The sequence below is a fragment of the Pedobacter sp. Leaf176 genome, assembly GCF_001424305.1.
Taxonomy (GTDB): domain Bacteria; phylum Bacteroidota; class Bacteroidia; order Sphingobacteriales; family Sphingobacteriaceae; genus Pedobacter.
In genome coordinates this window covers 315,333-329,253 of record NZ_LMPD01000001.1, presented here as the reverse complement: position 1 = coordinate 329,253, position 13,921 = coordinate 315,333, and the positions used below count along the sequence as shown (strand labels likewise).

Genomic DNA, 13,921 nt, shown 5'->3' with positions numbered 1-13,921 from the left:
GGAGGTTTAATCTACATGTACGTTTTCTTTAACAGGCTTCCCTATTACTTTATAATTACCATTGCCTTTTAAAATGGCCAGCATTTGTGTTTGATTATTAAATACGGATTTTGCAGCGGCCAACTCCTTATCGTACTGAAAACTTTGTTCGATTCGCCCTTTTTCATAAAAATAGCGGCTGATGATTTGTGTTTCCAACACTCTTTTTATTTCAGCTTTGTGATTCGCTAAATCTGCTTTTTTTGCCGATATCAACTTATTTTTTAGATTTTCCAAATCTGCTTTCACTTCCGTGGTTTTGTTTTCTTTATCAGCTTCATATCGCAATTCGGTTAATAGGCGCTCCGTTCTGCTTTGATAACTTAAATCTTTATCTGCCAGAGAACTGGCGAAGGCAACATAATCTGCATCCGAAATCTGAAAGGTTTTCGGGGATGCAACAATTGGTTTTTCTTTTTTATATAAATTGGCATAATTAAAAAACAGATTTTTGTTGAGCATAGTAATTGTAATCGGGCTCAGTTTATCCACATCGACAAAAATATCAGGATATACGCCATTGCCACTGTAAACATTTCTACCGGCTTTGGTTTGATACATCGATATTGTAGAATCGGCAAAACGCTCGGCAATGCCATCGGCATTTTTGTGTGTGTAATCCAGTTTTTGAATGCATCTTCCGGAAGGGGTATAATATTTGGCTACAGTAACTTTGACCAGGCTGTTATAAGGCAAATTAAATGTTTGCTGAACCAATCCTTTTCCATAACTACGCTGACCAATTACAATAGCCCTATCTAAATCCTGTAACGAACCGGCAACTATTTCGGAAGCTGAAGCTGAATTTCCATTAACCAAAACCACTAGCGGAACGGAAGGTGAAACCGGCGGCAATTGCGTTTTGTATGTAATAGTTTTGGCCGTGTTTTTGCCTTTTTGAGTTACTATAAGCTGATCTTTATCAACAAAAAGATTTACAATCTTAACTGCTTCCTGTAAAATACCACCACCATTATTTCTCAAATCAAGTACGATTCCTTTTGGATTTTCTTTATTCAGACTAATAAGTGCATCCTTGACTTCTTGTCCAGAATTCTCAAGAAATTTATCTAAGCGAATGTAGCCAATGCCATCACCAACCATTCCGAAATATGACACATTAGGCTGTTTTATCTCTTCGCGGGTTATCTTTTTTGAAATTTCCTTTCCATCGCGAATGATGGTTAAATCAACCGGAGTTCCTTTTGGTCCGCGGAGTAACTGACTGATTTGAGCGCGGTCTTTTCCTTTAATCTCGATGTTATTAATTTTTATAACCTGATCCCCGGCTTTCACATCCGACTTATTAGCTGCATAGCCTTCGCTTACTTCATTTACAAAAAGCTTTCCATCAATGATAACCGTTCCTGCACCAATACCACCATACTGCGTACTGATGTATTTAAGTTTGTAATCTTCTATTTCTGATTCTGGAACATATTCTGTGTAAGGATCCAGGCTTTCCAACATGGCGTCAATACCCGTTTTCATCAATTCCGGCGCACTGGTTTCGTCTACATAGTTTATATTAATTTCCCTATACAGAGAAGCAAAAATATCCAGATTTTTAGACACCAGGAATAAGTCTTCCTTAAAAGAAAAGAATAAAATTGCAATGCATGAAACTGCTGCAAGAATCAAGTATTTAAATTTCTTCATCCCTTGAATTTAATATCCTTGAGTAAGGAAAATATAACCTTACCACGGGATTTGATTAATGTACCTGTAAATGTACAAAAAGGGATAAAGATTAAAAACAGGCTATACCTTTTAAATAAGTAATTTAACCGTTAGCTGCTGGGGAGATGAAACTAAAGTCTGTTACCCTTTGTATCGGCCAGTGCTTTTTGAAGCGTGAATTCGACATAAGTACGATCGCGTTTAACCAGGCGCATAATGTCTTCAACCAATTTATCTTCTTTACCAGGTGTAAAATCCAATGGCTCAGCAACAAGATCACGATATTTTCTTAAAAACTTAATTTTAACTTTCTCTGCATTATCTTTTGTTAACTGGAAGTTTGCCATCTTTTAATTGATTTGCTACAAAAGTAAAAATATTTACGCTGATTGCTGTGTTTAATGAGAACAAAAAGATAAATTCTAATTCACTTTAGCATGATAATTGTGTTAAATGTACGTTATAAACAAATTTATCCTTAAACTTAAACACAATGAAAAAACTTATCTTCTCTATTGTTATCCTGACTGCGGGTTGGCTAACGTCACATGCGCAAACATTTAATCTCGGTGTTAAAGCGGGTGTAAACCTGGCTAAAATAAATGCTGATTTTGCTAGTGAGGAAAACCGGCTAGGTTACCAGATTGGTGCCTGGGCCCGAATTGGCGGTGCCAGTTTCTATGTACAACCAGAGGCGTATATTGGGAGCAAAGGCAACAAGTTCATCAGCTTCACCAATAATAACAACACGGAAATTGCAGCAGAAGGCAAGGTAAAATTCACGACCCTGGATATCCCCGTTTTATTAGGGACAAAGTTTGGTTCAAATAAATTAAATTTCAGAGTAATGGCTGGTCCGGTTATCTCATTCGTTTTAGATGAAAACTCCAGCTTCAATTCTGCTTATCAGCAAGCGACAGATTTCGACAACTATAAAAACCAAGCGTTGGGCATTCAGGCAGGTGCTGGCATTGACGTGGGCTCCATCTCTGTTGATTTACGTTATGAAGCAGGCTTATCCAACATAAGCAAAAGTGAAAAATATACCCAAAAACCTAACTTATTTCAGTTGAGTTTAGGCTTTAAGATATTGTAATAATTTAATTCAGAACAGGATAAGAGCGGCCAATTGGCCGCTTTTTTTATTGTATGAGGGTTAGGCTTCTGTGAGCTGCCGGTTCCAATTCGGTTTCTGGGCAAAAAAAAACCAAGTCAGAACTGACCTGGTTTTTCAAATGGTGAGTGTTATATTCTAAAAGAATGTGGTATAGAATGTAACATTGTATAATGTTGCCGTTGCGGTGCTTCCGAAAATACCGCGTGAGTATATCGTATAAGCCCTGCCTTTGGTTAACGCACTTGTAAATGCAACTGATATTACTGGTACACCTGTTAGCGAGTTTACAAACCAGAGGTTTTGCGATGGTGCGGTACCAGAGCCTGGATTTGGAATTTCAATCCAGCCAGATGATGCAGAACCGTATGCCACATTAGTGATTATCTTTGTTCCAGTTACAAGGTCTCCCTTAACAAGGTCTAGATTTGGACCTCCAATCGCTAAATTAACCAGTCTGACAAAAATCTTGGAAGTATCCAACATTGGTTTTACATCCTCAATGGTCAAAACGGATGGAATTACTTTAGAAGTTGACGAATATTGCCCAGTCGTAAACATACTATAATATTTACCAGGCGCAGGATTAATTGTTGTATTTAAAATCTCCAAATTTGCATCCGTTGTTGCCGCAGGAACTACTTTTGCTGTCAATTTATGTGAGCCTGGTGTAGTAACCGCATATCCAAAATCCGGAAACAGCCCATTGTAGGTATAGCCCGCACTTTCAATACCTGTTGATGATAAACCCCCTGAAAATTTTGCACCGTCTAAGTAATAGTTTGCAACCGGGCTTCCAGGAGTAAGATTCAAAATTTTTATGTACGAATAACGTGTATCACCTGGATTAACATATTCGTAAGGGGTATTTTCAACCAACTCACCCTTTTTACATGCAGTAAATAGACCCATACTTACTACAAAAAGATATAATATTTTCTTCATTTGACTAATTGATTAAGGTTCTGAAAACCACATTTTATAAGTATGATAATCTGGCTTATCGCCTCCAATTTTTTTAAGCGCAGTTAAATTCCAAAGATATTCAGAATTGTAACGCGGGCGATAGCGTTGCGCAGGCTTGCCTCCATTATCTGCAAACAGGTTGGTTGGCAAAACAAATACCCCGCCATACGGATTATTGCCTTTAGTATCTCCGTCACCATAATTATACTTACGTAAATCGCACCAAGTCTCCACAAAACAATAGCCATACATTGCAATATATTTCTGCAACATAATATCCCTTAAAGTAAGTGTGGCTGCAGTTTGTTTAACCGACGCACTACTCATGTAAGCGGTCTTTTGCGTAGTCGTAATAGCATTGCCTAGTCCGCTTACAAAGTCAATACTGGCACTAATTCCATTAACGTAAGCTTGGTAAGCCAAGCTTACATTACCCATTCTAAATGCCGCCTCTGCCTTAACAAATTGCATTTCTGAATAGGTCATCATAGGCATTGGAGCATTATCCTTAAACAAGTATTTACCACCTCCTGCCCCTGGGCTTGGGGTAGCTGAATTAATTCCGATTGAACCCCAAGGATTCGCTATTGCAGTTGGCAATGCGGCAGCCGTTGAGGCCGGATCTCCTTGACCTGGAATTGTACCTCTGTACTGGCCATCGTTACTCGCAGTAATTAATGTCGAAATACGTGGATCAATAACATTACCTGCTGTACCAGTAAAATATTGGCCATTTAGTAAGCCAACAATAAATCTCGATACCCTATAGCTATTTAAGTTTCCTCTAACAGGACCAAAAAAGTTAGCGTTTACAGTATTAGTACCTAAATGAGGAACTAAAAAGTTATCTGCATTGCTTGCTAACGATTTATCTACATATTCGATAACTTTTGCCGGATTATACGATGCCTTATTAATTTGATTGTTTAAGTTTAATGCTAGTATCCCATAATTAAATTTAATCCACTTTGAGGCATCACCAGCGTAAATTAGATCTGCAGCCGCCATTTTACCAACAGTACCTGTTCCATCAGTTCTGCTCCAGTTTGTAATTGCCAAATTAGCTAATCTGACAACCTCTGCATACACATCTTGCTGAGGATCATAATCAAACACATATCGATTTGGCTCATATGCTTGCTTAAGAATTATATCTCCATGGTAATCAGTTGTAGTTTGCCAACTCCAGGCCTTTAAAGTTTGAGCGAGGGCCAAATAATTCCATTGCTCAGTTTTTGTTGCATCATCTATAATCAGGTTTAAATTTGCACCCAAACCATAATAATTTGTTCTCCAGATTTCGCCCATTGCATCGCTCGATACAATCCAACCATGTACATCCCCTACAAAAGCACCAGTTCTGTAACCCCAATTCTGAATTACAGGCCCAAGGTATCTGGCATCATAACCAATACCTCTTGACATTTGTGAAAATAATGGTGGTGTTAATGTTTTGCTTTCTATATCCTGAGGGGTAGCAGGATCAGTATTTACATCAAGATACTTTTTACAGCTTGATACAGCGACCATTGTCGCAATTGCGGCAAATAATATATATGTCTTTTTCATCTCTTTATTATTAAAAACCAACTCTAACTCCTAAATTATAACCTCGTGGCAATCCCACAGAACCATAATCGATTCCTGTACCTCCTAAGCCGCCAGAAGCTGCGCTTAAGCCATTTACCGATGGGTCGACACCCTTGTAGTTGGTCAGTAAAAGTAAATCTGTTCCCGTTACGAATATGTTCGCGCTTTTAAAAACTTTACTCTTAGTGAACATCTCCTTTGGTAAATTATAGCTCAATGTAATGTCCTTCAATCTAATCCAATTGATTTCTCTCTCCAGAAAATCCTCGGTTGAATAATAGGTATCATAATATGTCTTGGTAGCATAAGGAACTACTACGACATTATTTTTTGTTGGGTTTGCAGTATTTTCCAAGCCATCTCTGAATACGCCTTCAATAATGCGAGGTTGCTCCCTATCCAAGCTGAGTTTAGATAAACCCCGCTGATAAAGATATAAATCTGTCGCATTGTATATATCGCCTCCTTTTCTAATATCTAATAGGAACGATAGATTAAAATTTTTGTAAGTGAAGCTATTTGTTAAACCCATTACAACATCAGGAGCACGATCACCAATAGGAGTAAAGGTCTGATCAATAATAGGCATCCCGTTAGTTGGATTTATCAGTAACTGACCGGCATTGTTTTTCACATAATGGAATCCTGCGAATGCGGAAATAGATGATCCAACTACATACTGTGCCCGAACATTGTTTGCTAACCAACTATCCGACACATAGAATACGTCCTGATCAGCCGGTAATGACAAAATTTTGCCTCTGGTTCTTGAAATATTCGCGGTAATATCCCAGGAAAATTTTGAAGTTTTGAAAGGGGTACCCTTCAATATCAATTCAAAACCCCTGTTCCTTAGTTCCCCACTATTAATCCAGCCTAAAATAGCTCCTGTTGCATAACTTAAACGTGGTGCAGTAATTTGCTTTTCTGATAACAATTGATAATATGAGAAATCGAAAGACAAGCGATTATTAAAGAAACCCATCTCCAAACCAATTTCCTGAGAGGTTGTGAACTCGGCTTCTATTGCCGGATTTCCTGCAGTAGCATCTACAGCAAATCCACCGCCTGTAGTTTGTTGGGCTATAAGTTTTGTTTTAGTAATATAAGCTGTTCTCGCATCTTTACCCGACTGACCCCAAGATCCTCTTAATTTACCGAAGGATAACCATTTCGAATCTTTTAATGGTGCTAACTCTGAAAAAACAAAACTCAGAGATGCCGCAGGGTAGAAAAAACTTTGGTTACTTGTTGGCAATGTAGATGAATAATCCTGTCTGCCTGTTAAAGTGAGGTATAAAAATTCATCGTAACCAAATTCAGCACTTGCGAAAGCACCCACTTTCCTTTTTAACTCATCCGCATAGAATGCTTGAACTGTTGTTGAAGTGACATTATTTAAACTATAAAAATCTGCTTTTAAAAAGCCAGTCCCCTTATTAGCTGTGGAGATGGAATGATCATCTTTAATATCAGCTCCAATTCTTAAAACCGGCTTAAACTTTCCAAAATCCTTACGCAAAGTTGCAACCAGGTTTCCTGTGTATAATTTAGAATTTTGCACAACCGTATTCAATGTGCCACCAGCGGCAACATTGGTTCCATCCCAGCCATAAGACTGAGGATGATAAGCATCCATCGCTTCAAAATTGGTAACATCAGCACCAGCTCTGGCCGCAAAAGAAAGCCATTTAGTTGGGGTATAATCGAGGCCAAAGTTTGCCAGTACTCTGTTAATTTTCTCTGTGTTAGGGTTCTTATTTAATGCAAAATATGGGTTATCCAATTCTCCGGTAAAAGAACCCGTAATGGTCCTTCTATCGCCATTCTCAGTTAAATAATTGCTCATATCATCGGCAGTTGGCCAACTTAGAACACTCAACATCGGACTGCCAGCACCCTTGAAAGCTTTATTTGTTTTAGATGAAATAAAATTGATAGAGGCATTTGCATTAATTTTTGAGCTAATTTTTGATGTTCCTGTTAATTTAGCGTTGATAGAATTGTAAGACGTTCCCGGCAAAGTACCCCCCTGATCTGTGTAAGCCAAACTTGACCTTACGGACAGCGCTTCACTCCCGCCTTCTACTGAAGCATTATGTTTTTGCGTAAATCCTGTTTTGTAAAAGTTACCAATGTTATCATAAAAAACAGTCCCGGCAGGATATTTTGAACCAAAGAAAGTTCTTACATCTTCATCCAAAAAACCAGCGGATACACCCGGCCCATATACCGTTTGTACTTCGGGATAACGATAAACATTTTCTACACGAAAAGAATTGTTATATGTTACTCTAGCAGTACCTGCTTTTGCTCGCTTGGTGGTAATTACGACAGCACCAGATGCGCCATCAGTACCATATAGTGCTGAGGCTTCTGGTCCTTTCAATATCGTTAACGACTCAATTTCCTCTGGATTGATATCCATTGCTCGATTTCCGTAATCGTTATTTCTGTTGAAAGTTCCTTGTCCAACTTTATTATATTCACTAAAAGTTTTATTAGATACCGGAAGTCCATCAATTACGAATAAGGGTTGGTTATCTCCATCTAATGATACCGCTCCGCGTATGATAATCTGAGACGACGCACCAGGCGTTCCGTTTGTAGGTGTAATTGTAGCACCAGCAACCCTACCCTGTAACGCATTAATAAAGTTATCACGCTGTGTTTGTGCAATATCAGTTCCTTTTACTGTTTGAGCAGAATAGCCTAAAGCTTTCTTATCTCTTGTGATGCCAAAAGCAGTAACAACAACCTCTTCTAAATCGCTTGCATCTGTAGTTAATGTTACATTTAGAATAGCATTACCATTTACAGCTTTTTCCTGACCTTTATAGCCAATATAGGAAAACTGCAGCACATCTGTTCTCAGCGCTTTAATTGAATAATTGCCATCGCCCGTCGTCTGAGCAACTATAGTTGTTCCTTTAACTCGAATGGAAACACCGGGTATGGGTCCGTCAGATGACGTAACCTTACCGGTAACGGTTATTTGTTGCGCAAAGGCCTGAGCCAGCAACAAGAACGTGCCGATAAAAATTAATAGTAGTTTTTTTTTCATAAACTGCCAGATAAAGATTAGTTTGAAGTGATTAGTTAGTTTTTGTTGTTCCAAAACACGCACAATAACGCATGCTAAGTATTTAAAAGTAAATATGATAAATGTTTTTTAATAAATGAACAATACAACAAAGATTTTATACAACTACCACAACATTAAATTGCACAAAACCGCATAAACACGCAAACTATTGGAAAGTATTTTTACATTCGTATAAACCAAACATCAATATGCTGAAAAAAGAACGTCATGATTTTATTATGCGCCAGATCAATTTGCACAACCGAGTGCTTACATCAGATTTGGTTCAGTTATTAGCTGTCTCTGAGGATACAATCAGAAGAGATTTACAAGAACTTGTTGATGAAGGAAAACTGTTTAAAGTGCATGGTGGCGCGCTTTCAAAATCATATCACAGTTCATTTGATGATAGTACAGTTTATGCAAGAGATAGTAAAATCAGCATCGCGAAGAAGGCGACTTCATTGGTTAAAGACGGCATGGTCGTTTTGACGGGTGGGGGCACTACGATACTGGAGTTCGTGAAGCAACTCCCTCAAAATCTAGAAGCTACGTTTTTTACGATAAGTCCTTTGGTCGCTGTGGAACTAGCCAAGTATGACAACATCGAAGTGATTTTAATTGGAGGACTTTTCTCAAAAAACTCACAGATTACCTATGGCGGACAAGTAATTACGCAGCTTTCCGAAATCAAAGCAGATTTATGTATGATGGGTACGAGTGCCATACATCCATCAGACGGGTTAACCGATACCTATTGGGAAATCAATCAGCTAAAAAAGGCAATGATTGCCTGTTCCAAAAAAACAGCTGTACTTTGCATTTCGGAGAAATTGGATATTTCGTTGAGGTTAAAGGTTTGTCCGATTGAAAATATAAGCTTTCTGATTACAGAACTGGATGAGGCGCATGATGCGCTTGCGGGTTACAGAGTAAAAGAACTTAATATTTTATAATTAAGGGTTCCGATTAGCTTCGGAACCCTTAATTTTTTAGAAAGCAGGATCCGCAGGTGTGTTTGGGTTGTTATCACGTTCCTGAAACGGGTAAGGGAAAAAATTCCGCTTTCTCTCCGTTGTTGGCCTTGCGAATCTTCGCATGTCTTCAAGTTTTAAACCAGACATATACAATTCAATGCAACGATTCTTATAAATTAAATCTAATAACTGCTGCTGGGTAAAAGTTCCTGTTAAAGCAGGCAAGGCTGCACCAACGCCGAACGGATCGCCCGCAGCTGTTTTAGTTACTACTTTATTCAGCTCAGCTAAAGCGTTGGTTAAATCCGGCTGCCTTGCATAAACCTCTGCTTTAATTAGCGTAATTTCACCTGGAAGGTAAATCGGGAATGCTGTTGAGGCCGTTGCACCGAAACCGCTTATGCGTACAGCTGGTGCAATTACCGCAGTAGAAGTATAAAATTGTATACGTTTATCAGCCGCGTCAGGAATAAATGAACCCGTTAAGCCTAAATTGGCGTTTGTCGGCTGAAAGACGTTGTTTGTTGATGTTGCCACTTCAAAAATCGGATTCAATGTAATGGCATCAAAATTAAATGACGACCTTTTTATCAAATCTACTTGGTTGGCAGCAGCCAAAGCGAGGGTGTAATTTCCTGCAAATAATGCATACCGGGCTTTTAAGGCATACAAAGTATTCGTTATGTCTAAACCTGCTGGAATTTGTGCTAAAAATGTGGCGCTTACCGGATTTGCTCCGATTACAGAAATTGCGTTGTCAATTACAGAAATCGCTTTTGTAAATCCTTCAACACGTGTTACAAACGTAACGTTAGAACCGATTGCGGCAGGTACTCTTTCCCAATATTGAGACATGTTTCCAATTGCCAAGGCTTTGAAAATACTGGAGTACGCGATTAAGCCTGCAGCATAATTTTTATCTGCAAGATTTGCAGCGTTGGAAATCACATTATCAGCATCATAAACTATCTTATTTGCATTTGCCCACAAGTTCAACAGAATTGAGTTTGTACCATCCACGGCACTTCCTCCTGTGCTTAATTGCAGCTCAGGAATATTTCCTGAGTTTAGTAAAAACACTTCATTGGTGACAAAGCCATTAGCAGCAATTGAATTGAAAAGCAAACCAGGTCTGCTCACTGTATAAACTCTTTGCAAGCCTACAGAAACACCAGTTAACCCTTTTGATGACGCCAACACATCGGCAGCAATTGCCCCATTTGGGTCTTTATATTCTTTTTTGCATGAAAACAGCAGAGATGATGCCGCAATCATTATTAAAAAAGACAAGTTTTTTATGTTGATAGTTTTCATATAATTAATTTTTGGAATTAAAATTTAGCTTGTAAACCCAAAGAAAAGGTGCGTGGAATTGGCACTGAACCAAAATCAATATTTCTTAAAATAGTCGATTGGCCACCTGAGTTTAGCTCCGGATCGTAACCTTTGTAATTGTCCCAGCTGAATAAATTTCTACCGCTTACGTTCAAGGTAAGATCTTTAACGAAAGAAACTTTTCCTAAATTATAGCTTAAAGATATTTCCCTCAGTTTTACAAAAGAGCCATCATCAATACGCCATTCTTCAGTTGCATATACGCCTGCGATATAACCTCTCGGTAATAAACCTAAATCTTCTTGTTCTGCAACTTTACCATTTCCAACACCTTGCCTGGTACGCCAGTCGGCATTCCAAACCTCGCCACCTTGCACTGCATCTAACTGAACGTGTAAACTCAGTTTTTTATACGTGAAATCATTTACAAATGATGCGGTATAATCCGGATTAGGATCGCCCAGAACCTTGCGTAAAGTTGTCCCTGCCGGTAAGCCATTTGCATCACGTTGTACCAAATAACTGGTTGCTGATGTTTGCGTACCCCTTTCTAGCTGAGGAATACCAGCCGAATTGGTGAGCAAACTTCCGTCGGAATTACGGGCGAAAAAAGTTCCATAAAATACACCGATTGGCTGTCCATCAATAATTGCGACAGGCGCTCCCGGGTTGGTAGACAATAACCTTAACCCCCCTGTTCCTACTGCTTTATTCCGGTTTCTATTGAAAATAACAGTAGTGTTCCAGCTAAAGTCTTTTGTTTTTAATGGAACTCCGCTTACCATTAATTCGAAACCTCGGTTACGAATGGAGCCTGCATTATCCAATAAACTCGAAAAACCTGTTGTTGGCGCTACAACCACCGGAATCAGCAAGTCTTTCACATTTTTATTGTACCAGCTGAATGTTAAACTCAAACGGTTGTTAAAGAAGGCCATATCAGTACCTATTTCAAGTTCTTTCTGGCGCTCAGGTTTAACGCTGGTATTTGCAAGCTGCCCGCTCGAAACCAGTGAAATTTTTCCTATGTAAGAGCTTGAAGTGTACTCATTAAAACGATCGTAAGGACCAATACCGGTCAAATTACCTGATTCGCCATAAGCCGCTCTAACTTTAAAGGCATTCCACCAGGAGTTTACACCAAAATCTTTCCAATAATCGGCAGATGATGGCACATAACTGATGTTACCTTTTAAGTAATACTGGGTACGATTATCTTCACCAAATACAGTCGATTGATCGACACGAACCGCTCCGGTTACAAAAAGGTGATCTTTGTATTTAAAATTTTGCTGTAAGTAAGCCCCTGAGATTGAAAACTCTGATCTTCTATCATTATTTGGTAGAATTGAACTTGCTCCATTTACAGTTTCCACAAAAGGGGCTAAACCTCTTCCATTAAGCAAACTGTATAAGTCTTTTTGGTATTGGTAGGAACCACCTAGTTGAGTGGTAGAACTTAACAGCGATGTTAACTTAGCATCGTATGTAAAATTTAACTCGTTATTAAATAAGGTTGTAGTGGCATTTGCGGCACTTGCATAACCATTTAAAGAAGGATCTAAACTTGCACCTCCACCATAAAAACCGGTACTTACGTTGTAGGCGAACGGAGGGATGAATGTCGTACCGTTCTGAATCGTATTATCAACACCCATTGTATAATCAACTGTTAAATTTTTAACCGGATTTAGCTTTAAACCCGTATTAGCGATTATACGGTTTGAAAATTGGCGCTGCTTAATATCTTCAATCACCGATACCGGATTAACACGGCCACGCTCACCAACAGCTAGCAGATTGCCAAGAGCGTCTCTTTTAAAAATATCGTGGAAGTTACCTATAATGGTTACAGAATTCATCGGAGAGAAGAACGAGTTACCATCTGGTTTTTCATTTGCATCACTATGTACATAATTAAAGCCAGCAGTCATCCTTGCCCAGTTATTAATTTTCTGATCTAAATTTGCCTTAAAATTATACCTTGTGAAATCCGTATTCTTAATAATTCCCTGATTTTTAAAATAACCTGCCGAGGTGTAAAACTTAGTATTGTCATTGCCACCAGAAACTGAAACAGAATTATCTGTACCTACCCCAGTTTGAAAAATGTAATCCTGGTAGTTATAACGTGTAACTGGCGTAGTATTGGTGAGCAATGCTGGTGGAGTTCCTACAGTTTGAATGATATCCTGAGTAAAAGCATCTACCGACCCGCCAAATTTTATTGGCGCCTGATTGACTTCAATTTGTTTTCGCAATTCGCTAATCGTCAAACTGGTGTTAAAAGTAACCCGGGTAGCACCGCTCTTACCACGTTTGGTAAAAATCTGAATTACACCTGCATTTGCCCGCGAACCATAAATTGCCGCAGCGGCTGCACCGTTCAAAACTTCAATATGATCAATATCAGATGGGCTGATATCAACCATTCTGTTTTGGCCGATAGAACCTACAAAATTATTGCCGTCGTAGTTGCCAGAGGTGTTGGTAACCCGTGTTGTAGAATTGTTTGCAATTACACCATCAATGATGTAAAGCGGCTCTGAAGAAGAATAAACAGAACTTATACCACGCAGCCTAACCGACATTCCGCCAGCGGGATCTCCATTGTTCTGACTAATTTGCGCGCCCGGAGTTTTACCCTGCAACGCTGTTAAAACATTTCCACTCGGCGCTTTATTTAAATCATCACCTTTCACCGTACTCACATAACTACCCAATTGTTTTCGGGTTGTTCCTTGCGAGGTACCCGTAACGATTACCTCATCGAGCCCAACTGCATCGGTAGTTAAACTGCCGTTAAGCTGCACCTGAACTCTGTCGCCTAAATCTGCTGTTTGTGTTAAGGTTTTAAAGCCAACATAAGATATTTGAACCTGGTATTTTCCTGGTGGCAAATCTAAAGCGAAAGTGTAAGTTCCGTCTGCGGTAGTACTTGTTGTAAGCGTTGTATTTAGAATCTTCACAACTGCCCCGGGAATTGGCTCTTTGGTTGTCGCCTCAGTAACTTTCCCGGTGATGGTGTAGCGCTTAGCTTGCGCGGCGGCTATTTCTGTAAATAAAAGCAGCAGAAATGGGATCATCAAAACTGTAAAAAATCTTGGTGACCATTTAAGGTAAAATTTTTCCATA

Annotated in this window: 9 protein-coding genes; 2 read left to right on the top strand and 7 right to left on the bottom strand. The window is 39.0% G+C overall.

What is annotated here, in order from left to right:
• Nucleotides 1–6 precede the first annotated feature (6 nt).
• Both ASF92_RS01455 and ASF92_RS01450 read right to left on the bottom strand, forming a co-directional pair.
• Complete coding sequence (locus ASF92_RS01455) at nucleotides 7–1,698, bottom strand: S41 family peptidase (RefSeq protein WP_056086769.1); 1,692 nt, start codon at nucleotides 1,696–1,698, stop codon at nucleotides 7–9.
• Nucleotides 1,699–1,850: 152 nt separating this feature from the next.
• A complete protein-coding gene (locus tag ASF92_RS01450; protein WP_056086767.1) occupies nucleotides 1,851–2,066 on the bottom strand; it encodes a hypothetical protein in 216 nt (71 codons plus the stop codon).
• A gap of 146 nt (nucleotides 2,067–2,212) precedes the next feature.
• On the opposite strand from ASF92_RS01450, the gene ASF92_RS01445 reads away from it, so the two are divergent.
• The gene (locus tag ASF92_RS01445; RefSeq protein ID WP_056086764.1) at nucleotides 2,213–2,815 is read left to right on the top strand and encodes a porin family protein; all 603 of its coding nucleotides are present in this window, start codon (nucleotides 2,213–2,215) and stop codon (nucleotides 2,813–2,815) included.
• Between the two features lie 156 nt (nucleotides 2,816–2,971).
• Here the strand turns inward: ASF92_RS01445 and ASF92_RS01440 are convergent, their stop codons facing one another.
• From ASF92_RS01440 to ASF92_RS01430, 3 genes are read right to left on the bottom strand one after another with little or no spacing between them, the layout of a single operon-like run.
• Entirely contained in the window at nucleotides 2,972–3,778 is an 807-nt protein-coding gene (locus tag ASF92_RS01440) for a DUF4397 domain-containing protein (RefSeq protein WP_082489419.1), read from the bottom strand.
• A gap of 12 nt (nucleotides 3,779–3,790) precedes the next feature.
• The gene (locus tag ASF92_RS01435) at nucleotides 3,791–5,368 is read right to left on the bottom strand and encodes a SusD/RagB family nutrient-binding outer membrane lipoprotein (RefSeq protein ID WP_082489458.1); all 1,578 of its coding nucleotides are present in this window, start codon (nucleotides 5,366–5,368) and stop codon (nucleotides 3,791–3,793) included.
• A gap of 10 nt (nucleotides 5,369–5,378) precedes the next feature.
• Nucleotides 5,379–8,453 (bottom strand): SusC/RagA family TonB-linked outer membrane protein, encoded by a 3,075-nt coding sequence (locus ASF92_RS01430; protein WP_056086758.1) that lies wholly within the window; start codon nucleotides 8,451–8,453, stop codon nucleotides 5,379–5,381.
• A gap of 230 nt (nucleotides 8,454–8,683) precedes the next feature.
• Here ASF92_RS01430 and ASF92_RS01425 point away from each other — a divergent pair, with 230 nt between their 5' ends.
• Nucleotides 8,684–9,430: a DeoR/GlpR family DNA-binding transcription regulator gene (locus tag ASF92_RS01425; protein ID WP_056086755.1), complete on the top strand. Its 747-nt coding sequence runs from the start codon at nucleotides 8,684–8,686 to the stop codon at nucleotides 9,428–9,430.
• Between the two features lie 36 nt (nucleotides 9,431–9,466).
• Here the strand turns inward: ASF92_RS01425 and ASF92_RS01420 are convergent, their stop codons facing one another.
• Together ASF92_RS01420 and ASF92_RS01415 are read right to left on the bottom strand one after the other, a co-directional pair.
• Entirely contained in the window at nucleotides 9,467–10,765 is a 1,299-nt protein-coding gene (locus tag ASF92_RS01420; RefSeq protein ID WP_056086752.1) for a RagB/SusD family nutrient uptake outer membrane protein, read from the bottom strand.
• A 17-nt stretch (nucleotides 10,766–10,782) separates the two neighbouring features.
• A complete protein-coding gene (locus tag ASF92_RS01415) occupies nucleotides 10,783–13,920 on the bottom strand; it encodes a SusC/RagA family TonB-linked outer membrane protein (protein ID WP_082489418.1) in 3,138 nt (1,045 codons plus the stop codon).
• Nucleotide 13,921 lies beyond the last annotated feature (1 nt).

Coding starts and splice junctions, on each gene's coding strand:
- ASF92_RS01425 (WP_056086755.1), top strand. CDS start 8,684: ATGCTGAAAAAAGAACGTCATGATTTTATTATGCGCCAGATCAATTTG.
- ASF92_RS01415 (WP_082489418.1), bottom strand. CDS start 13,920: ATGGAAAAATTTTACCTTAAATGGTCACCAAGATTTTTTACAGTTTTG.
- ASF92_RS01455 (WP_056086769.1), bottom strand. CDS start 1,698: ATGAAGAAATTTAAATACTTGATTCTTGCAGCAGTTTCATGCATTGCA.
- ASF92_RS01440 (WP_082489419.1), bottom strand. CDS start 3,778: ATGAAGAAAATATTATATCTTTTTGTAGTAAGTATGGGTCTATTTACT.
- ASF92_RS01420 (WP_056086752.1), bottom strand. CDS start 10,765: ATGAAAACTATCAACATAAAAAACTTGTCTTTTTTAATAATGATTGCG.
- ASF92_RS01435 (WP_082489458.1), bottom strand. CDS start 5,368: ATGAAAAAGACATATATATTATTTGCCGCAATTGCGACAATGGTCGCT.
- ASF92_RS01450 (WP_056086767.1), bottom strand. CDS start 2,066: ATGGCAAACTTCCAGTTAACAAAAGATAATGCAGAGAAAGTTAAAATT.
- ASF92_RS01430 (WP_056086758.1), bottom strand. CDS start 8,453: ATGAAAAAAAAACTACTATTAATTTTTATCGGCACGTTCTTGTTGCTG.
- ASF92_RS01445 (WP_056086764.1), top strand. CDS start 2,213: ATGAAAAAACTTATCTTCTCTATTGTTATCCTGACTGCGGGTTGGCTA.